The 18,985-nt window shown below is 69.6% G+C and carries 21 protein-coding genes; 13 read left to right on the top strand and 8 right to left on the bottom strand.

Annotated elements, in window-relative coordinates:
* Nucleotides 1-282 precede the first annotated feature (282 nt).
* Nucleotides 283-915 (bottom strand): uracil phosphoribosyltransferase, encoded by a 633-nt coding sequence (gene upp, locus QFZ29_RS20135; protein ID WP_306896482.1) that lies wholly within the window; start codon nt 913-915, stop codon nt 283-285.
* 75 nt (nt 916-990) lie between these two features.
* On the opposite strand from upp, the gene tadA reads away from it, so the two are divergent.
* The gene (tadA, locus tag QFZ29_RS20140) at nt 991-1,467 is read left to right on the top strand and encodes a tRNA adenosine(34) deaminase TadA (protein ID WP_306896483.1); all 477 of its coding nucleotides are present in this window, start codon (nt 991-993) and stop codon (nt 1,465-1,467) included.
* A 22-nt stretch (nt 1,468-1,489) separates the two neighbouring features.
* Here the strand turns inward: tadA and QFZ29_RS20145 are convergent, their stop codons facing one another.
* On the bottom strand, nt 1,490-2,452 hold the full coding sequence (locus tag QFZ29_RS20145) for a cation diffusion facilitator family transporter (protein WP_306896485.1): 963 nt from the start codon (nt 2,450-2,452) through the stop codon (nt 1,490-1,492).
* 23 nt (nt 2,453-2,475) lie between these two features.
* Between QFZ29_RS20145 and proC the strand changes: the two genes are divergently transcribed.
* The 3 genes from proC to QFZ29_RS20160 are packed head-to-tail and all read left to right on the top strand — an operon-like array spanning nt 2,476 to nt 5,431.
* The gene (proC, locus tag QFZ29_RS20150; RefSeq protein WP_306896487.1) at nt 2,476-3,327 is read left to right on the top strand and encodes a pyrroline-5-carboxylate reductase; all 852 of its coding nucleotides are present in this window, start codon (nt 2,476-2,478) and stop codon (nt 3,325-3,327) included.
* Nucleotides 3,324-4,982, top strand: a complete 1,659-nt coding sequence (locus QFZ29_RS20155; RefSeq protein ID WP_306896488.1) for a beta-N-acetylhexosaminidase — start codon at nt 3,324-3,326, stop codon at nt 4,980-4,982. Before proC ends, QFZ29_RS20155 begins: the two co-directional genes overlap by 4 nt.
* A 53-nt stretch (nt 4,983-5,035) precedes the next feature.
* A complete protein-coding gene (locus QFZ29_RS20160) occupies nt 5,036-5,431 on the top strand; it encodes a hypothetical protein (protein WP_306896490.1) in 396 nt (131 codons plus the stop codon).
* Nucleotides 5,432-5,535: 104 nt separating this feature from the next.
* Here the strand turns inward: QFZ29_RS20160 and QFZ29_RS20165 are convergent, their stop codons facing one another.
* Nucleotides 5,536-6,204, bottom strand: a complete 669-nt coding sequence (locus QFZ29_RS20165; RefSeq protein ID WP_129519337.1) for a potassium channel family protein — start codon at nt 6,202-6,204, stop codon at nt 5,536-5,538.
* A complete protein-coding gene (locus QFZ29_RS20170) occupies nt 6,197-7,642 on the bottom strand; it encodes a TrkH family potassium uptake protein (protein ID WP_306896493.1) in 1,446 nt (481 codons plus the stop codon). Before QFZ29_RS20170 ends, QFZ29_RS20165 begins: the two co-directional genes overlap by 8 nt.
* A gap of 71 nt (nt 7,643-7,713) precedes the next feature.
* On the opposite strand from QFZ29_RS20170, the gene QFZ29_RS20175 reads away from it, so the two are divergent.
* A complete protein-coding gene (locus QFZ29_RS20175; RefSeq protein ID WP_306896494.1) occupies nt 7,714-8,154 on the top strand; it encodes an ArsR/SmtB family transcription factor in 441 nt (146 codons plus the stop codon).
* A gap of 16 nt (nt 8,155-8,170) precedes the next feature.
* Here the strand turns inward: QFZ29_RS20175 and QFZ29_RS20180 are convergent, their stop codons facing one another.
* Both QFZ29_RS20180 and QFZ29_RS20185 read right to left on the bottom strand, forming a co-directional pair.
* A complete protein-coding gene (locus QFZ29_RS20180) occupies nt 8,171-8,671 on the bottom strand; it encodes an anthrone oxygenase family protein (RefSeq protein ID WP_306896496.1) in 501 nt (166 codons plus the stop codon).
* Between the two features lie 105 nt (nt 8,672-8,776).
* Nucleotides 8,777-9,286, bottom strand: a complete 510-nt coding sequence (locus QFZ29_RS20185; RefSeq protein ID WP_306896499.1) for a GNAT family N-acetyltransferase — start codon at nt 9,284-9,286, stop codon at nt 8,777-8,779.
* Between the two features lie 117 nt (nt 9,287-9,403).
* Between QFZ29_RS20185 and QFZ29_RS20190 the strand changes: the two genes are divergently transcribed.
* The 3 genes from QFZ29_RS20190 (at nt 9,404) to QFZ29_RS20200 (ending at nt 11,490) form a co-directional block, all read left to right on the top strand.
* Nucleotides 9,404-9,502, top strand: a complete 99-nt coding sequence (locus QFZ29_RS20190; protein ID WP_003792170.1) for a 30S ribosomal protein bS22 — start codon at nt 9,404-9,406, stop codon at nt 9,500-9,502.
* An 80-nt stretch (nt 9,503-9,582) separates the two neighbouring features.
* The gene (locus tag QFZ29_RS20195) at nt 9,583-9,858 is read left to right on the top strand and encodes a glutaredoxin family protein (RefSeq protein WP_306896501.1); all 276 of its coding nucleotides are present in this window, start codon (nt 9,583-9,585) and stop codon (nt 9,856-9,858) included.
* Between the two features lie 84 nt (nt 9,859-9,942).
* Nucleotides 9,943-11,490, top strand: coding sequence for an FAD-dependent oxidoreductase (locus QFZ29_RS20200; protein ID WP_306896503.1), 1,548 nt, complete (start codon nt 9,943-9,945; stop codon nt 11,488-11,490).
* Nucleotides 11,491-11,493: 3 nt separating this feature from the next.
* Here QFZ29_RS20200 and QFZ29_RS20205 read toward each other — a convergent pair whose 3' ends face one another.
* Nucleotides 11,494-12,414, bottom strand: coding sequence for a formylglycine-generating enzyme family protein (locus QFZ29_RS20205; RefSeq protein WP_373426254.1), 921 nt, complete (start codon nt 12,412-12,414; stop codon nt 11,494-11,496).
* A 363-nt stretch (nt 12,415-12,777) separates the two neighbouring features.
* Here QFZ29_RS20205 and QFZ29_RS20210 point away from each other — a divergent pair, with 363 nt between their 5' ends.
* Nucleotides 12,778-13,566 carry a hypothetical protein gene (locus QFZ29_RS20210; RefSeq protein ID WP_306896504.1) on the top strand — a complete coding sequence of 263 codons (789 nt, stop codon included), beginning with the start codon at nt 12,778-12,780 and terminating at the stop codon, nt 13,564-13,566.
* Between the two features lie 115 nt (nt 13,567-13,681).
* Here the strand turns inward: QFZ29_RS20210 and aspS are convergent, their stop codons facing one another.
* Nucleotides 13,682-15,025, bottom strand: coding sequence for an aspartate--tRNA(Asn) ligase (gene aspS, locus QFZ29_RS20215; protein ID WP_306896506.1), 1,344 nt, complete (start codon nt 15,023-15,025; stop codon nt 13,682-13,684).
* Nucleotides 15,026-15,188: 163 nt separating this feature from the next.
* Between aspS and QFZ29_RS20220 the strand changes: the two genes are divergently transcribed.
* Genes QFZ29_RS20220 through resB form a run of 4 tightly spaced genes read left to right on the top strand, consistent with a single transcriptional unit; the run spans nt 15,189 to nt 18,949 of the window.
* Nucleotides 15,189-15,833, top strand: a complete 645-nt coding sequence (locus tag QFZ29_RS20220; RefSeq protein WP_306896508.1) for a histidine phosphatase family protein — start codon at nt 15,189-15,191, stop codon at nt 15,831-15,833.
* Complete coding sequence (locus QFZ29_RS20225; protein WP_306896509.1) at nt 15,833-16,429, top strand: TlpA family protein disulfide reductase; 597 nt, start codon at nt 15,833-15,835, stop codon at nt 16,427-16,429. The genes QFZ29_RS20220 and QFZ29_RS20225 overlap by 1 nt, the downstream gene beginning before the upstream one ends.
* A gap of 14 nt (nt 16,430-16,443) precedes the next feature.
* The gene (locus QFZ29_RS20230; protein ID WP_306896511.1) at nt 16,444-17,196 is read left to right on the top strand and encodes a cytochrome c biogenesis CcdA family protein; all 753 of its coding nucleotides are present in this window, start codon (nt 16,444-16,446) and stop codon (nt 17,194-17,196) included.
* A complete protein-coding gene (gene resB, locus QFZ29_RS20235) occupies nt 17,180-18,949 on the top strand; it encodes a cytochrome c biogenesis protein ResB (RefSeq protein WP_306896513.1) in 1,770 nt (589 codons plus the stop codon). The genes QFZ29_RS20230 and resB overlap by 17 nt, the downstream gene beginning before the upstream one ends.
* Nucleotides 18,950-18,985 lie beyond the last annotated feature (36 nt).

An 18,985-nucleotide genomic window follows, 5' to 3' on the forward strand; every position in this document is an offset into this window, starting at 1 on the left:
TCCTGAGATCGCCGGGGGCGGTCAGGGTGCGTGCGGTGTCAGTCATGGGCGTCAGTCAAACCGATGTTCGCGCATGTGTCAATTCATGACGTGCACATGACGGGCTGTGACGTCGCACGCGGTGCGCGCCAGCGCCCACCATTCGGAGGAACCGGGTGAGCGGATGTCACCGCTGCAAGATTCTGCGATGAAACGCGAATTCAGAAAATCTTCCCCAGTGGCGCTGCCAAGCGGCGCGGCACCCGTCGAAGATCCTTCGGAGCGACGGATGCCTAGCAGAACTCAGACCGTGCCGTAGAGGCGATCGCCGGCATCGCCGAGGCCCGGCACGATGTATCCCAGCTCGTTCAGGCGCTCGTCGACCGCGCCGAGCACGATCGTGACCTCGCGGCCGTGGAGGGCCTGTTCGACCGCGGCGAGGCCCTCGGGGGCGGCGAGGATGCAGATGGCCGTGACATCCGTGGCCCCGCGGTCGAAGAGGTACTCGATGGCGGCCGTGAGCGAGCCGCCCGTCGCGAGCATGGGGTCGAGCACGAAGCACTGCCGGTCGGAGAGATCTTCGGGCAGGCGCTCGGCGTACGTGGTCGGCTCGAGCGTCTCTTCGTTCCTGGCCATGCCGAGGAAGCCGACCTCGGCCGTCGGCAGGAGCTTCACCATGCCCTCGAGCATGCCGAGGCCCGCCCGCAGGATCGGGACGATGAGCGGCTTCGGGTCGGCGATGCGAACGCCGGTCGTGGGCGCGACCGGGGTCACGATGTCGATCGGCTCGACGCGCACGCCCCGCGTGCCCTCGTAAGCGAGCAGGGTCATGAGCTCTTCGACGAGCGATCGGAACTGCGGTGACGGGGTCTTCGCGTCGCGGAGCACCGTCAGCTTGTGGGTGATGAGCGGGTGGTCGGCAACGTGGACTCGCATGGGCTCGAGTCTACTGAGCGGGTTCCCGCCGGCCAGCGCCGGATACGATACGAGAGTCGCGTGTACAGGAGGCCCATGTCGATGCGTGAGCTCGAGATCCACCGCGAGTGGATGCGACTCGCGCTCGCCGAGGCCGAGGCCGCACCCGCCACTCGTGACGTGCCGGTCGGAGCCGTGGTCGTGAACGGCGACGGCGTCGTGATCGCCGCGCGGCGCAACGAGCGGGAGCTGCTGGGCGACCCGACCGCGCACGCCGAGCTCCTCGCACTCCGCACCGCGGCCGAGGCGTACGGCGACTGGCGCCTCACCGACTGCACGCTCGTCGTCACCCTCGAGCCGTGCATCATGTGCGCCGGGGCGATCCTCGCCGCCCGCATCCAGACCGTCGTGTTCGGCGCGTGGGACGAGAAGGCCGGTGCCGCCGGCTCGCTCTACGACGTGCTGCGCGACCGCAGGCTCAACCACCGTGTCGAGGTGATTCCGGGAGTCGAGGCGGATGCCGCGGCGCGGCTGCTCGTCGAGTTCTTCGACGACCCGCTGCGTCGCCACTGACGCGACGTCACGCGCTTGCCGGCTACTCGAGTCCCTTGATCACGATCGCGTCGGTCGGCGGAGCCGTGAGGTTCGGGTCGACGTAGACGTCGGGCTCGACGTAGATGACGCGTGCTGCGGGCACGGCGTGCCGGATGCGCTGCTCGATGACGTTCGTCGCCGTGGCGACCTCGAGCAGCCGCTGGTCGGCTTGGAATCCCACCTTGGCGGCGACGAGCAGTTCGTCGGGGCCGAGGTAGAGGGTCTTCATGTGGATGATGCGCTCCACCTCGGTGCCGGCGAGAATCGCCTGCTCGATCTTCTCGTGGTCGGCTTCGGTGGCACCCTCGCCCACGAGGAGGCTCTTCGTCTCGATGCCGAGCACGATCGCGACGACGATGAGCAGCGTGCCGATGAACAGCGTGCCGAGTGCGTCGAAGAAGGGGTTGCCGGTCAGCACGGTGAGGCCGACGCCGATGAACGCGAAGACGAGGCCGAGGAGGGCGGCGATGTCTTCGAGGAGCACGACGGGGAGCTCGGGCGCCTTCGCGTGACGCACGAACTGCACCCAGCTCTGCTTGCCGCGCACGTGGTTCGACTCCCTGACCGCGGTGCGGAGCGAGAACGACTCGAGCACGATCGCGATCGTGAGCACGAGCAGCGGCAGCCACCAGTGATCGAGCTCGTGCGGGTGCTGCAGCTTGTCGACGCCCTCGTAGATCGAGAACACGCCGCCGACGGAGAAGAGGATGATCGCGACGACGAACGCATACACGTAGCGCTCGCGACCGTAGCCGAACGGGTGCTCCTCGTCGGCAGCCCGCTTGGCCTGGCGACCGCCGAAGATGAGCAGCAGCTGGTTGCCGGCATCGGCGACGGAGTGCACGGCCTCTGCAAGCATCGACGCCGAGCCCGAGAACCCCCACGCGATGAACTTCGTGATCGCGATGCCGGTGTTCGCGAGGAATGCCGCCATGATGGCCTTGGTGCCGCCTGATGCGCTCATACGCCAATCCTAGGATGGGTCGCATGACCGTCGAAGCCCCCATCCACCTGCCCTCGATCGCCTTCCTCGGAGCGGGGTCGATGGCTCGCGCCATCCTCTCCGGCCTGCTGCACTCGGGTGTCGTCGTCGACGGCGGCATCCGTGCCACCAACCGCAGCGCAGCACGGGCGGCGGAGCTCGACGACCTTCCCGGCGTCACGTCCTTCGCCACCGAGACGGATGCCGCGGCGAACCGCACTGCCGTCGCCGGCGCGAAGATCGTGGTCGTCGCTGTCAAGCCCGCGATGGTCCCCGACCTCCTGCGCGAGATCTCCGACGCACTGGATCCCGGCACGGTCGTCATCTCGGTCGCCGGGGGCGTGACCGTCGCGACGTTCGAGTCGTTGCTGCCCGAGTCGGTCGCGGTCATCCGCACGATCCCGAACACGCCCGCGGTCGTCGGTCGCGCGGTCACCGGCGTCTCCCGAGGCACGCGATCGAGCAACGACGACCTCGCGCTCGCCGTCACGCTCTTCGAGGCGGTCGGCGAGGTGCTCGTCGTGCCCGAGTCGCAGCTCGACGCGCTGTCGTCGATCTCGGGCTCCGGCCCCGCCTACGTCTTCTACCTCATCGAGCAGTTCACGGCGACGGCCGTCGACAAGGGATTCACGCCCGAGCAGGCCGCCGTGATGGTGCAGGGCACGTTCCGGGGGGCGAGTGAGCTGCTCGCGGCATCCGACGATTCGCCGATGGAGCTGCGCCGCCGCGTCACGAGCCCCAAGGGCACCACCGAACGCGCCATCGCGGTGTTCGAAGAGGCCGCGTTCAAGCAGACCTTCGACCGGGCGACGGATGCCGCGCTCGCTCGCGCCCGCGAGCAGGCGGCCGGCGCGTGATCCCGCGTCCGCGCGAACAGCGAGCCGGTGACGGTCGGTTCGCGCTTCGCCCGGACACGCGAATCGCAGCCGCGCCGGCTGCACGCTCAGCCGCGTTGCGCCTGCAGCGTGACCTCGCTGCGGCGACCGGGTTCGAGTTGCCGCTGCTCGGCGAGTCGGGCCTCGATACGCCTCCGTCTGCGCCGGGCGCTCCTCGACCGCCGGGTCCGGGCGACATCGACCTCACCATCGACGACCGAATGCCGCGAGAGGCATACCGGCTCGAGGTCGCACCCGACGGGGTCCGCATCACGGGCGGGAGGGACGCCGGCGCGTTCTACGGCGGCCAGGCGTTCCGGCGGCTGCTCGGGCCCGACGCATTCCGCCGGGCGCCGCTGCCGGGCCGCGACTGGACGGCTGCGGCATCCGTCATCGACGACGCCCCGCGCTTCGCGTGGCGCGGATTCATGCTCGACGTCGCCCGCAGTTTCCGGCCGAAGCACGAGGTGCTGCGGCTCATCGACCTGCTCGCGCTGCACCGGGTGAACGTGCTGCAGCTGCATCTCACCGACGACCAGGGCTGGCGCATGGAGATCCGGCGCTATCCGCGGCTCACCGAGGTCGGCGCGTGGCGCCGCGAGTCGCAACTCGGGCACGGCCCGGAATCGACGCTCGACGGGAGGCCCCACGGCGGCTACTACACGCAAGACGACCTGCGCGAGATCGTGGCGTACGCCGCAGAGCGGGCGATCACCGTCGTGCCGGAGATCGAGACGCCCGGGCACGTGCGCGCCGCCCTCGCGGCCTACCCCGAGCTCGGCGTGACCGGCGGCCCGTACGAGGTGTGGACCGGCTACGGCATCAACGACGACGTGCTGAACGCTGAGGAGTCGACCGTCGAGTTCTTCCGCAACGTGTTCGACGAGGTCATGGAGGTCTTCCCGTCGGAGATCATCGCCGTCGGCGGAGACGAGGCCCGCAAGACGCAGTGGGCGCTCGATGCGCGCACGCAGGAGCTCATGCGGGAGCGCGGCATCGAGACGCCGAACGAGCTGCAGGCCTGGTTCATCCGTCAGCTCGACGACCACCTGACCACTGCCGGGCGGCGCTTGTACGGCTGGGACGAGGTGCTCGAGGGGCCGCTCGCCGCGGGTGCCGTGGTCGCGTCGTGGCGTGGGATTCGCGGGGCGCAAGTGGCCGTCGCCCGCGGCCACGACGTGGTGCTCTGCCCCGACGATTTCGCCTATCTCGATTACCGGCAGTCGGATGCCGCCGAGGAGCCGATCCCGGTCGGCACGGTGCTCGCCCTCCGAGACGTCTACGACTTCGAGCCGCTGCCCGTCGGCGCCGACGACGCGATGCGCCGGCACCTGCTCGGCGTGCAGGCGAACGCCTGGACCGAGCACCTCGACACCGCCGCGCGCCTCGACTACGCGGTGTTCCCGCGACTCGCGGCGTTCGCCGAGGTGGCGTGGAGCGCGCCGGGCAAGGACTGGCGCGGCTTCGCCGCCCGCCTGCCGGAGCAACTCGCGATCTACGACGCGATGGGGGTGGGCTATCGGCCCCTCGCGGGCGCCCACCCCTGGCAGCAGCGCCCGGGCGTCCCGGGCGCGCCCCGGGACAAGGCCGAGCGCCTCGCCGAGCTCGCCGCACTGACGGCGGACCTCCTCGAATGAGTCGCTCCCCAACCGGGATCCCATGAGGCCGGGCGGTCCGCTACCGTGAGGATGTGGAAGCGCCAGAGGTCGTCTCGGTGGTCGCCGAGGTGATCGGCTGGACCGCCCTCGGCGGTGCCCTCGCCTTCCTTCTCCTCGCTCTCCTCATCCGGGTCGCCGACGGCCGTTGGCTCCGCACCGAGGCTGTCGTCGTCGATCAGGAGCACGGCAGCACGGTGCGCTGGTTCGCGGAGGGCGCGTTCCACCAGCGGCGCCTCAGCTCCGAGGAGCGGGCGCATGTCCTGCGGCCCGAAGAGGAACCCGCGTACTACAAGGAGCGCGAACCCGATCGGCTCCGCCTGCACGACCCGCCCGCCGGTCGGCGCATCCTCCGCACGGTCGGTTTCGTGCTCCTCGCGATCGCCTTCGTCGCGGGCGCGGTGGGCACCGTGCCCTTGTTGTTCAGTTAGGCGCCCGCGCGGTCGGCTGCGGCATCCGCTCGCTGGAATGCAGGAGATTCTCGATCATGGGGCGACATACACGCCCATGATGCGGAATCTCCTGCGGTTCGCCGCTACTCGAGCGCCGCGAACTTCTCGATGTCGCCCTCGGTGCCCGACACGATGATGAGGTCGTGGTTCGACACCACCGTGTTCTCGGTCGCATACGTGAATGGCTTGCCGGGGCTCTTCACGCCGACGACCGTGACGCGGTGCTTCGACCGAACGCCGGCCTCCTTGAGGTTCTTGCCTCGGATCGGCTTCGGCGGGTACATCTTCACGAGGGCGAAGTCGTCGTCGAACTCGATGAAGTCGAGCATCCGGCCGCTCACGAGGTGCGCCGACCGCTCACCCGCCTCACGCTCGGGGTAGATGACGTGGTTCGCGCCGATGCGCTGCAGGATCTTGCCGTGCGACGCCGAGATCGCCTTCGCCCAGATCTGCGGGACCTTCAGGTCGACGAGGTTCGCGGTGATGAGCACGGATGCCTCGATCGATGAACCGACGGCGCACACGGCGATCGAGAAGTCGCCCGCGCCGATCTGGCGCAGCGCGTCGATGTTCCGCGCGTCGGCGACGACGGCGTGGGTCACCCGCTCGGCCCACTTCTGCACGAGAGCCTCGTCGTCGTCGACGGCGAGTACCTCTCGACCGAGGCGGTCGAGCTGTCCGGCCGTTGCTGCACCGAAGCGGCCGAGTCCGATGACGAGCACTGGGGCATCGTGCTTGATGCGATCAACCAACGATGGGCCTCTCTTCCGGATGCCGGTACAACTGCCGGCGCTGGCTGGCCGCCAGTGCTGCGGCGAGTGTCACTGTACCAACCCGCCCCATGAACATGGTGGCAGCCATGACGTACTTGCCCTCGGAGGGAAGCTCGGCCGTGAATCCGGTCGAGAGTCCGCACGTGGCGAAGCCCGAGATCACGTCGAACAGCACGAAGTCGAGGGGGGCTTTCGTGATCTGGGTGAGGATGATCGTCGAGACCGCCACGATCGTCGCGCCCCACAGCACGACGCTGACCGCGAGGCGCAGGATGTCGCGGGGGATGCGGCGCCCGAAGGCCTCCATCGCGGGCGCGCCGCGAGCCTCCGCGAACGCGGCGAGGAACAGCACGGCGAGCGTCGTGACCTTGATGCCGCCCGCGGTCGATGCGGAGCCGCCGCCGACGAACATGAGCATGTCGGAGACGAGCAGGCTCGAGCTGTTGAGGTCGTGCATGTCGATCGTCGCGAACCCGCCCGAGCGGGTCATCGCCGACATGAAGAACGACTCGAAGATCGTCGGGCCCGCATCGAGCTGACCGTAGGTGCGCGGGTTGTTGTACTCGAGGAGCAGGAACATCAACGCACCCGCGACGAAGAGGATGACGGTGGTCGCGATCGTGAGCTTCACGTGCACGCTCCACCGGCGTGGCATCCGCCAGGTGCGGAGCAGCGCGAAGATGACCGGGAACCCGAGGCTGCCGAGGAAGACGTCGAGCATCAGCAGCGATTGGAACCAGTAGTCTCCGACGAACTCGACCGGTCCGGCCGGATTGGGGTTGAACCCGGTGTTCGTGAAGGCGCTCACCGAGTAGTAGCTCGAGTACCAGACACTGGTTCCGAAGTCGTATCCGGCGGCGAGCATGCTCGGGACCATCCCGATCGCGATGACCGCCTCGATGACGATCAGGCTCGAGGCGACGGTGAGGAGCAGGCTGCCGACCTCGCCGAGTCGCACCGCCTGGCTCTCGGAGACCGGCCCGACGTGGATTCGCGAGGGATTCGTGTCGCTCGCAGCGATGAGCTTCGCACGGAGTCCGAGCCGACGGGAGATGACGAGGCCGAGGATCGACGCGAGCGTCAGCACGCCGATTCCACCGACATTCATGCCGATGAACACGACGGCATTGCCGAACGGCGACCAGTGGGTGGCCATGTCGACGGTGCTCAGGCCCGTGACGCAGATCGTCGACACCGCCGTGAACAGTGCGTCGGCGAGCGGAGTGCCGCGCCCCTCGCCCGCTCGCGCGATCGGCAGCGACAGCAGGAGCGTGGTGACGAGGATGAGTGCGGTGAAGATGAGGATCGCGAATCGTGACGGGGAGCTCTTGACGAGCGAGTCGATCGCGTCGCGTGCCCGACCGAGCCACGACCGTCGGTCGACTCCACCCAAACGGGCCACGGGCTGTACGCGCATCGACCCCCCTCTGTGCCGTCACCGAACGCGATGTCATGGTACTCCCCGCCGGGAGTGACTAGCCTTGGCACATGGCGGACATCTTCGACGTGGTGGCGGACTCGACGCGGCGCGACATCCTTGCGGTCCTCCTCGAGCGTGAACGCGGGGTGCCGCAGTCGGGCGGCGAGATCAGCGTCTCAGACATCGTGACCGCGCTCGGCGCGAGCCAGCCGACGGTTTCGAAGCACCTCAAGGTGCTGCGCGAGTCGGGGCTCGTCGCGGTGCGCGAAGAGGGCCAACACCGGTACTACAAGCTCGACCGCGGGCCGCTCGAGACCCTTGAAGACTGGCTCATCCCGTTCCTGTCGTCGGATGCCGCAGCCGATGCCGTTGCGCTCGCGGGCGTCGAGTCCAATGGCGAGATCGCCCTGAACGACGACCAGCGCGCGTTCGCGTCGGCGATCGGTAAGGCCTTCGCCGACACGGCGCACCAGGTGACGGCGGTCGTCGCGCCGAAGCGGCGCCGCTGATCAGCTGCTGAGTGATTCAGCGAAGCCCTCCATGGCTCGCGATCAGCGCGGCGACGAGGCAGAGGCACGCTGCCGTCGAACCGAGCGTGCGCACGTGGTTCCAGGCGGCCCAGCCGGGCCGGAACTCGAGCCAGGCCGCGGCGAGGGCCGCGTCATCCGTCTCGGCTACGGCCGCCAGCCGGTTGTTGCGCGGCATGTTCGCTCCGCCCGTCACTGCGATGACGCACACGAGGTAGAGCGCGGCCCCGATGATCGCCCACTGGGTGCCCCCTTCGGGCTCGCCGAGGAACGCGAACACGAACAGGATCGCGACGAGCAGCGCAGTGGCGAAGATCGCGAGCATGAGCGGCGCGCGCACGGCCGTGACGTTGACCTCGCGCATCGCCCGCGCAGCGTGAGCGGGCGACAGCCGGTCGAATCCCTGCACGACGAAGCCCGAGAATGCGAAGAAGACGCCGGCCACCATGCCGGTGCCCACGATGGCGGCGATGAGCAGGATGTCTGCGAACGTGTGCATGGCGCCAGTCTGTCCGCTGCGGACGACATCCGTTAGCCGCCACGCGGCCTCCCGGCGCCGGGAGGCAGGGCACCTGCCGCCCGCCGCCCGCCGCCCGCCGCTCGCTCAGCGCAGCGGCTTGATCATCTCGAGCTCGAGCCCTCCGGGGGCGAGCTCGTACGCACGGCTGCGGCCGGTGAAGGTGAAGCCGAGCTTCTCGTAGAACCGTCGGGCGCGAACGTTGTCTTCATGCACCTCGAGCCGCAGGGTGTCGCCCCAGTCGCGGGCCCATTCCTCCACGGCGTCGAGGAGGAGGCGCGACACCCCTGCCGCGTCGCCGCGCTGGTCGGGCGCGACGTAGACGCCGACGAGTGAGGGCCCGGTCTTGGCGTCGGGGATGTATCCACCCATGGTGCCCACCCAGCGCTCGCCGATGATGGCGACGATCGCGGTCTGGCCGCGGGTCGTGCCGCGCGCGCCGCGAAGCCGCCACGTGGCCTCGTCGGCGAGCAGCGCGTGTTCGAGGGTCTCGCCGTAGGCGATCGGATAGTCCCGCAGCATCTCGAGGCGGAGGGCTCGAACGGCCTGCCAGTCGTCGGCCTCGGTGGTGCGGATGACGACGTCGTGCTGGGACATCCTTCGACGCTAACGCATCGGCGAAGGGCGGCGGCCCGAATCCGCTAGACTATCGCGAGGCTTTCATGCCTTCGGCTGCGGCACGCGCGGCCGTCTCGATCTTTCTGTGAGGTTTTGATGGGTTCTGTCATCAAGAAGCGTCGCAAGCGCATGGCAAAGAAGAAGCATCGCAAGCTGCTCCGCAAGACGCGCCACCAGCGCCGCAACAAGAAGTAGTCCTTCGCAACACAGCTGAGCGTCAGGCATCAGGCCTGGCGCTTTTCGCTGCGCCCGGGCGGCATGCGTAGGCTTGCAGGGTGACCGCACGAGACATCCGCCTGACCCTCCTCGGCAAGCCCGGATGCCACCTCTGCGACGACGCGCGAGCGGTGGTGCAGGGGGTGATCGCCGAGTTCGAGGCGGCGACGGATGCTGCGCCGCGCATCGTGCTCGACGAGCGCTCGATCCTCGACGACGCGCAACTGCACGCGCGGTACGCCGAGGAGATCCCCGTGCTGCTCATCGACGGCGAGGTGCACGACTTCTGGCGCGTCGACGCGACGCGACTGCGGACGGCGCTGCTCGGCGACTGATTCGTCGCGATCGACCTCGTATCCCTGCGCCGCACGCTTCGTCAAGCCATTGCCGGTTCAGCACCATGCCCCTTGACTGGTGCCATGACGTCGATCTGGAAAGCGACCGCGACCGGCGAATTCGAGGGGCGGCCGCTCGTGCTGCCCGAACGCGGGGCGGCGCCCGGCGATCGATATGACGTCGTCGTGGTCGGCGCGGGGATCACCGGTCTCGCCACGGCGCTCGAGCTCCAGCGAGCCGGGCGCAGCGTCGCCGTCATCGAGGCACGCGACGTCGCCGCGCTCGCGACCGGTGGCAACACCGGCAAAGCGAGCGTGCTGCAGGGCAAGCGGCTGAGCATGATCCGGCGGTCGCACTCGGCCCGCGTGACGCGGGCCTACATCGAGGCGAACCTCGACGGCCAGCGCTGGATCGAGCAGTTCAGCCGAGAGCATGGCGTGCCGTTCGCCTTCGAGACGGACTACAGCTATGCGCAGGAGCAGGGCGGGCTGCGTACGCTCGACGACGTGTTCCAGGCCGCGTTCGAGGCCGGCCTGCCGGTCGAGCGAGTCGAGCGGATGCCGGTGCCCTTCCCCTTTGCGGGCGCCGTCGCGCTCCCCGGCCAGCTCGCCCTCGACCCGTATCGGCTCGCCCTCGAGATGGCGCGGGAGTTCGTGCGGAACGGCGGCGCGCTCACCACCGGCGTTCGCGTCACCGGCGTGCGCGCGTCGGATCCGGCCATCGTCGAGACCGACGACGGCGAGCTGCTCACCGACGACGTCGTCATCACGACCGCTGCTCCGGTGCTGTATCGGGGCTTGTACTTCGCGAAGACGCGGCACTCCCGCTCCTATCTCGCGTCGTTCCGGGTCGAGGACCCGCCGACGCCTGGGCTGTTCATCTCCGTCGACGGGCGCACCCGCTCGCTGCGCACAGCACCCGATCCCGAGTCACCGGATGCCCCGCAGCAGCTCGTCGTCGGCGGCAACGAGCACCCGGTGGGCCGGGTGGACTCCGCCGCCGCGCGCGTCGAGGACCTCCTCGAGTGGACGAAGCGGTACTTCCCCGGAGCCGAACTCACCCACCGGTGGTCGGCGCAGGACTACGAGTCGGCCAACCTGGTGCCCTTCGCCGGACGGATGCCGCGGGGCCGCGGCCGCGTGTGGGTCGCCACCGGGTACGCGAAGTGGGGACTCACGAACGGCGCGGCGGCGGCGCTGCGCATCTCGGCGGAGATCCTCGGCGACCCGTGGCCGGAGCAGCGTCCGTGGATCCGGACGCTCGCCACCCGCGTCACGATGCCCTCCGACGTCGGCCGCGGCATCGCCGAGAACGCCACGGTCGGGCGCGAGCTCGTCGCAGGATGGGTGCGCGCCGAGCTGCGCCGTGCGCCCGTGCCGAAGCCAGCGGAGGGGAAGGGCGTAGTGGCTTCACGTGGAGGCGTACCGATCGGCGTCTCGACCGTCGACGGCACCACGCGCGCCGTGCGAGCGGTGTGCACCCACCTCGGCGGCGTGCTGTGCTGGAACGATGCTGAAGCGACCTGGGACTGCCCGTTGCACGGCTCGCGCTTCGAGGCATCCGGTCGCCTCATCGAAGGGCCGGCGTTCCGCGACCTGGAGGCCACCGAGCGGCCCGACGGCGACATCTGACCGTCAGGCGACGTCGCGCGCGCAGCGGAACCCGATGTGGGTCGTCGCCGTGTCGTCGGCTTGCGGTGAGCGCGCGGCGGGGCGGTAGCGCAGGCAGTACTCGGGGGAGCACAGGTGCGAGCCGCCCTTGAGCACGCGGCGGGGGATACGCGAGCCCGGTTCGGCGGATGCCTCGGCGAGCAGGTTCTCGCGGGCGCCCGGGTCGACCGCCACCTGGCCGGCCACCTCGTGCCGCGGCGTGTAGAAGTCGGTCGTCCATTCCCACACGTTGCCGGCGACGTCGAAGAGCCCGTATCCGTTGGCCGGGAACGTCATCACCGGCGACGTGCCGACCCACCCCTCGGCGCCGGTGTTGCGGTAGGGGAACGAGCCCTGCCACCGGTTCACCATGAGCCGCCCGCCCGGACGCTCCTCGTCGCCCCACGCGAACCGCGCCCCGTCGAGGCCGCCGCGCGCGGCGAACTCGAACTCGGCCTCGGTCGGCAGGCGCCTGCCGGCCCACGCCGCGTAGGCCGAGGCATCCGCGAAGCTCACCTGCACGACGGGATGGGTGAGCTTGTCGTCGACGGATGACCCGGGCCCGAACGGATGCCGCCAGCTCGCGCCGGCGCCCCAGCGCCACCACTGCCGCCAGTCGCGCAGGTCGACGGGGCCGTCGGTCGGCGTGAACACGAGACCGCCCGGCACGAGGTCCGCCGGGTCGGCGCCCGGGAAGTCGGCGGGATCGAGCGGGCGCTCGGCGACGGTGACGTAGCCGGTCGCGTCGACGAACGCCGCGAACTGCTCGTTCATGACTGGGTGCAGGTCGATCTCGAACGGGCCCACGGTGCGCTCGTGCACTGGTGTCTCGTCGGGGTAGAACTCGCTCGACCCCATGCGGAACGTACCGCCTCCGATGCGGACCGCGCGCGTGATGTCGGTCACCCTCCGAGCCTACGTCGCCCGTCTGCGGGCCGGGGAGCGGCGTCTCGAGCCCGCGAGATGACGCAAATCGACGTTCACAGACGTCCGAAGGTCGATTCGCGTCATCTCGCCGACCCGCGGCGGCGCACGAGCGCTGGCCACTCGGCCGCGCGGCGGCTGTGGAGGGGGCGACAGTCCACAGGCGAGCAAGATCGCGGTGTTGGTCGCGTGCCGGTCAGGCAGGGTCGGAACGTGCCGCCACGACAACGCCTGCCAGCCGAATTCTCCACGGATGCCTTCACGGTGGCCGCCCCGCGTGCGGTGTCGCTCGGGGAAGGGCGCCTTCGAGGGCCCGACCTTCGCCGACCCTTCCACGGCGTACGGATGCCGCACCACCAACCGCTCTCGATGGAGGAGCGCTGCCGCGCCTACCGAACGAGGATGCGCGACTGCGAGGTCTTCACGCACCGCACAGCTGCTGCGCTCCACGGGCTGCCCCTCCCGTTCGGTCGCGATGACCGTCTCGATGTCTCGGCCTTCGCGCCGCACGGGCTGCCCCGCGCGGCAGGCGTCGGCGGGCACCGCATGTCACCCGGCAGCATCACGGTCGTGACGGTGCGCGGCCTGCCGACGGCGTCGGCGCTCGACGCGTGGTGCCAGGTGGCACCCGAGCTCACGTTGCGTCAGCTCGTGCAGATCGGCGACGCGCTCGTGCGCCGGCAGCATCCGCTCGCCTCGATGTCGGAGCTCGTCCAGGCGGTGAAGCGCCAAACGGGGAAGCGGGGCAACCGTGTGCTGCGCGCTGCCTTGGAGCTCGTGCGCGAGGGCGTCGATTCGCCCGCCGAAACCGAGCTGCGGCTCGACCTCGTCGAGTTCGGGTTGCCCGAACCGGTGGTGAACCTTCCGATTCTCGACGCGTGGGGTGATCTGATCGCGATCGGCGACCTGGCGTACCCGGGCTTCCGGGTGCTCGTCGAGTACGACGGCGACCACCACCGCGACGACCCCGCGCAGTACGCGCGCGACGTCGATCGGCTCGACGACCTCGCCCACGCGGGGTGGTGGGTCATCCGCTTCAACCGTTCGCACCGCGGCATCCGCCGAACCGAGCGTCTGGAACGGGTCCGTCAGGCGCTGCTCGCGGCGGGCTGGGTTGCGGATGCCGCGAGATGACGCAGATCGACGCTCGACCACGTGCGAACGTCGATTTGCGTCACTTCACGCGCGTCGGATCGGGCAACGAGCGCGCCCGAGCGGGCGAGCGCGCGAGTTGGCAGGGAGGCGGGAGCTAGGGGAGCAGGCGCGTCGGGCCGCGGAACAGGTACGTCGTCTCGCGGATCGAGTGCTCCTCGAGCATGAGCATCAGCACGCGGGCGAGGCCCATGCCGAACCCGCCGTGCGGGGGCACGCCGTAGCGGAAGAAGTCGAGGTAGAACTCGAGCTCTTCAGGGTCGAGCCCCTTCTCCTTCGCCTGCTCGACGAGCACGTCGATGCGGTGCTCGCGCTGCGCTCCGGTCGAGATCTCGACGCCGTTGTAGATGAGGTCGTACGAGTTGGTGAGCGCCGAGTCTTCGGGGTGACGCATGTGGTAGAACGGCCGCAGGCTGATGTCCCAGTTCGTGAGGAACACGAAGTCGTGCCCGTACGTCTCCTTGACGTACGCGGAGATCTGGCGCTCGCCCTCGGGGTCGATGTCCGCGTCGTCGCGCGGGATGACGTAGCCGCGGTCGGCGACGATCTGCTTCGCCTCGGCGAGCGGGATGCGCGGGAACGGCGTCGTGGGCACCTCGAGCTCGATGCCGAAGAGCTCGAGGATCTCGGCGCCGTGCTTCTCCTTCACCGCCGTGAACGCGGCCACGAGAAGCTCCTCGTGCATTCGCATGACGTCTTCATGGGAGTCGACCCAGCTCATCTCGGCGTCGATCGAGGTGAACTCGGTCGCGTGCCGAGACGTGAACGAGGGGTCGGCACGGAATGCCGGGCCGATCTCGAACACCTTGCCGAAGCCGGCCGGCTGCGCCATCTGCTTGAAGAACTGCGGGCTCTGGGCGAGGTAGGCCTTGCCCTCGAAGTAGTCGACCTCGAAGAGCTCGGCGCGCGACTCGCTCGCGCTCGCCATGAGCTTCGGGGTGTGGATCTCGATGAAGTCGTTGTCGATCCAGTACTGCCGCAGCGCGTGCTCGAACGTCGTCTGGATGCGGAAGATGAGGTGCTGCTTCGGGTGGCGCAGGTCGAGGAAGCGCCAGTCCATGCGCTTGTCGAGGCTCGAGTCGGCCGCGATCGGCGTCTCGGGGTTCGCCTCGGCGACCACCTCGAGTGAGCCGATCTTCACCTCGAGGCCGCCGAGCTTCACGCGCTCGTCGTGCTTCAGCTCGCCCGACACGGTGAGGAAGGTGCCGTGCGCAAGCGCCGAGATCGACTCGGTCGTCGCGAGCCGAGCGGATGCCGCGGCATCCGCCCCCTCCTCGAGTTCGCGGGTCGCGGGGTTCACGAGCTGCACCGCCCCGGACTCGTCGCGCAGGATGACGAACTGCACCTTCTTCTGATCACGCACCGTCTCGACCCATCCGGACACGGTGACGGGGCCGTCGGGGAGCGCGGCGAGGTTCTTGACGAGGGTGCGGGTGTTCACGATCGACCATCCTACTTGCGCGCTGGAGCCGGGAGCGAAGGCCAGTTCTGGCCTTCGCCGCGACGCGAGCGCCGACGGCCGTCTCGGCCGCCGGCGTTTCGACGGGTCGGTGGGCCTCGGCGCTCGGCGCTTTCATAGGGAACCGCTCCGTAGACTGGAGACCGTGCCGGCCGAGCAGATCCATCTCGTGCGCCATGGCGAGGTATTCAACCCCCAGGGCGTGCTCTACGGTCGTCTCCCGGGCTACGGACTCTCCAGCCTCGGGCATGAGATGGCGCAAGCCGCCGCCGACGACCTCGCCGCCCGATCACGCCCGGTACGGGCCCTCATCTCCTCTCCGTTGCAGCGCACCCAGCAGTCGGCGGAGCCCATCGGCCGCGTGTTCTCGCTCGAGGCCTCGCTCGACGACCGCGTCATCGAGCCCGAGAACCGATTCGAGGGCAAGCGCATGAGCGGCCGTGCCGGCGCCCTCCGCGATGTGCGCAACTGGGGCTACCTCGTGAACCCGCTCCAGCCGAGCTGGGGCGAACCGTTCCGCTCGATCGCGACCCGCATGCTGCACGCGATGGACGACGCCTGGACCTCGGTCGACGACGGCGACGTCGTGATCGTGAGCCACCAGCTGCCGATCTGGATGGTGCATCGCCGTGTCGTGGGCATGTCGCTCTCGCACGACCCTCGCCGCCGTCGCTGCGCGCTCTCGAGCATCACGACGTTCGAGCGTCGCGGCGCCGGGTTCGTCGAGGTCGGCTACCGCGATCCGGCGGCGGGTATCGCCGCGCAGGCGACCGACGTGGGGGCGGTGTGATGCACGCGACCCGCAGAGTCGGGGTTGCGCTCGCCGTGGCATCCGCTCTCCTGCTGACGGGCTGCACGAGCGACCCGCTCGCCGAGCAATACCGCGAGGGCAGTGGCAAGAACTACATCGCGGGCGACGGCACCATCTCGGAGTTCGACGAGCCGCAGCGCGGCGAGCGCATCGAGTTCTCGGGCGAGACGGTCGAGGGCGAACGCTACGATTCGGCCGACGCCGAGGGCGAGGTGCAGGTCGTGAACTTCTGGTACGCGGGCTGTGCGCCGTGCCGGGCGGAGGCGCCCATCCTCCAGGAGGTGGCGGAGGCGTTCGCCGATGAGGGCGTGAACTTCGTCGGCGTCAACGTGCGCGACCAGGCCGGCACCGCTGCCTCCTTCGAGGAGAAGTACGGCGTGACGTATCCGTCGATCCTCGACGTCAACTCGGGTGAGGCGCAGCTCGCGTTCTCGGGCCCCGTGCCGCCGGCCGCCGTGCCGACGACGATCGTGCTCGACCAGGAGGGCCGCGTGGCCGCGAGGGTGCTCGGGCAGCTCGACAGCGCGTCGATCCTCGAGTCGATCATCGACCAGCTGCTCGCCGAGCAGGCGTAGGCCGGGCGGCGGGCATGGGCGTCGGTGAGATCGTGCTGAACGGGCAACTGTTCGCGGCGATGCCGATCGCGCTCGCCGCGGGCATCGTCTCGTTCCTCTCGCCGTGCGTGCTGCCGCTCGTGCCCGGCTACCTCGGGTACGTCGGCGGATTCACGGATGCCTCGGCCGACGCCGTCGAGGCACGCCGCAACCGTCGACGCCTCCTCCTCGGCGTGCTCCTCTTCATCGCGGGCTTCACGCTCGTGTTCCTCATCTTCACGACCGCGTTCGGCGTGATCGGCGCGTGGCTCCAGGTCTACGCCGACGTGCTCGTGCGGGTGCTCGGCATCGTGCTCATCGTCATGGGGTTCGTCTTCATCGGACAGTTCACGTTTCTGCAGCGCACGATCAAGCCCTCATGGCGGCCCGCCACGGGCCTCGCGGGCGCACCGCTGCTCGGCATCGTGTTCGGCCTCGGGTGGACCCCGTGCATCGGCCCGACCCTCGCCGTCGTGCTCGCCCTCAGCGCCGACTCGGCCTCGGCGGGCCGCGGGGCGCTCCTCGGCCTCGCCTATTGCATCGGCCTCGGCATCCCGTTCCTGCTCGTCGCCCTCGGCTTCGGCTGGGTCACGGGCTCGCTCGCGTTCCTCCGCCGGCACATCCGCGTCATCAACATCATCGGAGGCTCGCTCCTCATGCTCATCGGCGTGCTCATGGTCTCGGGCCTCTGGACGGTCTGGATCTACGAGCTGCAGGCGGTGATCACCGGTTTTGTCCCCGCAATCTGATCCGGGCGCGCCGTCGCGGCCCGCCGATCACATCGACTCCGTCGAGGGTGCGCCCGACGCGGCATCCGACGGCTCCGTCACGCAGCCGAAGCTCGGCTTCGTCGGCTGGATCCGCTTCGCGTGGCGACAGCTCACGAGCATGCGCACCGCACTGCTCCTGCTGTTGCTGCTCGCGATCGCCGCGGTGCCCGGCTCCCTCGTGCCGCAGCGCTCGAGCGACCCCAACGGCGTCGTGCAGTACTTCACCGACAATCCCGGGCTCGCGCCCGTGCTCGACGGCTTCCAGATGTTCGACGTCTACACGTCGGCGTGGTTCTCGGCGATCTACCTGCTGCTGTTCGTCTCGCTCATCGGCTGCGTCATCCCGCGCACGAAGCACCACCTCGACGCGTTGCGAGCCCGCCCCCCGCGCACCCCGGTTCGGCTCTCGCGCCTGGCCGGGTACACCGAACGGCCGCTGCCGGTTGCACCGGGCGCGGTTTCGACGGGCTCGACCAGCAGTGAAGCGGATGCCGCGATCGCCGCCGCCGCGAAGCAGCTCCGTCAGGCGGGATACCGGGTCGAGCGCTTCGACACGCGTGGCGAGGCATCCGTCTCCGCCGAACGCGGCTACCTGCGCGAGACCGGCAACCTCGTGTTCCACACCGCACTGCTCGGCGTGCTCGTGGCCGTGGGCATCGGCGGCGGCTTCGGCTTCGCGGGGCAGCGCGTGATCGTCGAGGGCCAGTCGTTCGTCAACACGCTCGCGGCGTACGACTCGTTCAACCCCGGCCGCTTCTTCGACGACACGTCGCTCAAGCCGTACCGGATCTCGCTCGAAGAGCTCGACGCCGTCTACGAGACGCGCAACCAGGACGCGATCGGGCAGGCGATCGACTTCACTGCGCACGTGACCGTGCAGGGCCAGGGCGAGCAGGCGACCGAGGAGACCGTCAAGGTCAACGAGCCGCTCAACACCCACGGCACCGACGTCTACCTGCTCGGCAACGGCTACGCGCCGACGATCACGGTGCGCGATGCCGACGGCGAGGTGGTGTTCACCGACTCGGTGCCGTTCCTGCCGCAAGACGCGAACCTCACCTCGATCGGCGTCGTCAAGGTGCCAGACGGCCTCGAGGAGCAGGTCGGCATGGTCGGCTTCTTCTATCCGACGCAGAGCGAGCTCGCCTCGGGGGCCTACACGTCGAGCTACCCCGACCTGATCTTCCCGGTGCTCACCCTCAACGTGTACCAGGGCGATCTCGGCATCGACGGCGGCGAGCCGACCTCGGTGTACACGCTCGACCCCTCGAGCATGGAGCAGCTCACCGGCGGCTCGACGGGCGTCGACTCGATCGAGCTGAAGCCCGGCGAGACGGCCGAGCTGCCGAACGGGCTCGGCTCGGTCTCCTTCGACAATGCGGATCCGGATGCCGCCGAGGGCGACCTCTCGCAGAGCGTGCCGCGCTTCGCGTCGTTCGACATCCACCACGACCCGTCGCAACTGTGGGTGCTCGTGTTCGCGATCCTCATCCTCGCCGGACTCCTCGTCTCGCTCTTCGTGCCGCGACGGCGCATGTGGGTGAAGGCCGCGACGCGCGCCGACGGCCGGGTCGTGCTCGAGTACGCGGCACTCGCGCGCGGTGAGGACCCGGGGCTCGAGGCCGCGGTCGCCGCGTTCGCCGACCGGCACGCCGCCGGGCTCCCGACCGGGCTCTCGACTGGGCTCCCGACCGCCGAACCGCCCCACGACCGCGATTCCTCTTCGACGTAAGGTAGAAACCGTGACGTTCACGCTCGACGAGATCTC

The organism is Agromyces albus (assembly GCF_030815405.1).
Lineage (GTDB): Bacteria > Actinomycetota > Actinomycetes > Actinomycetales > Microbacteriaceae > Agromyces > Agromyces albus_A.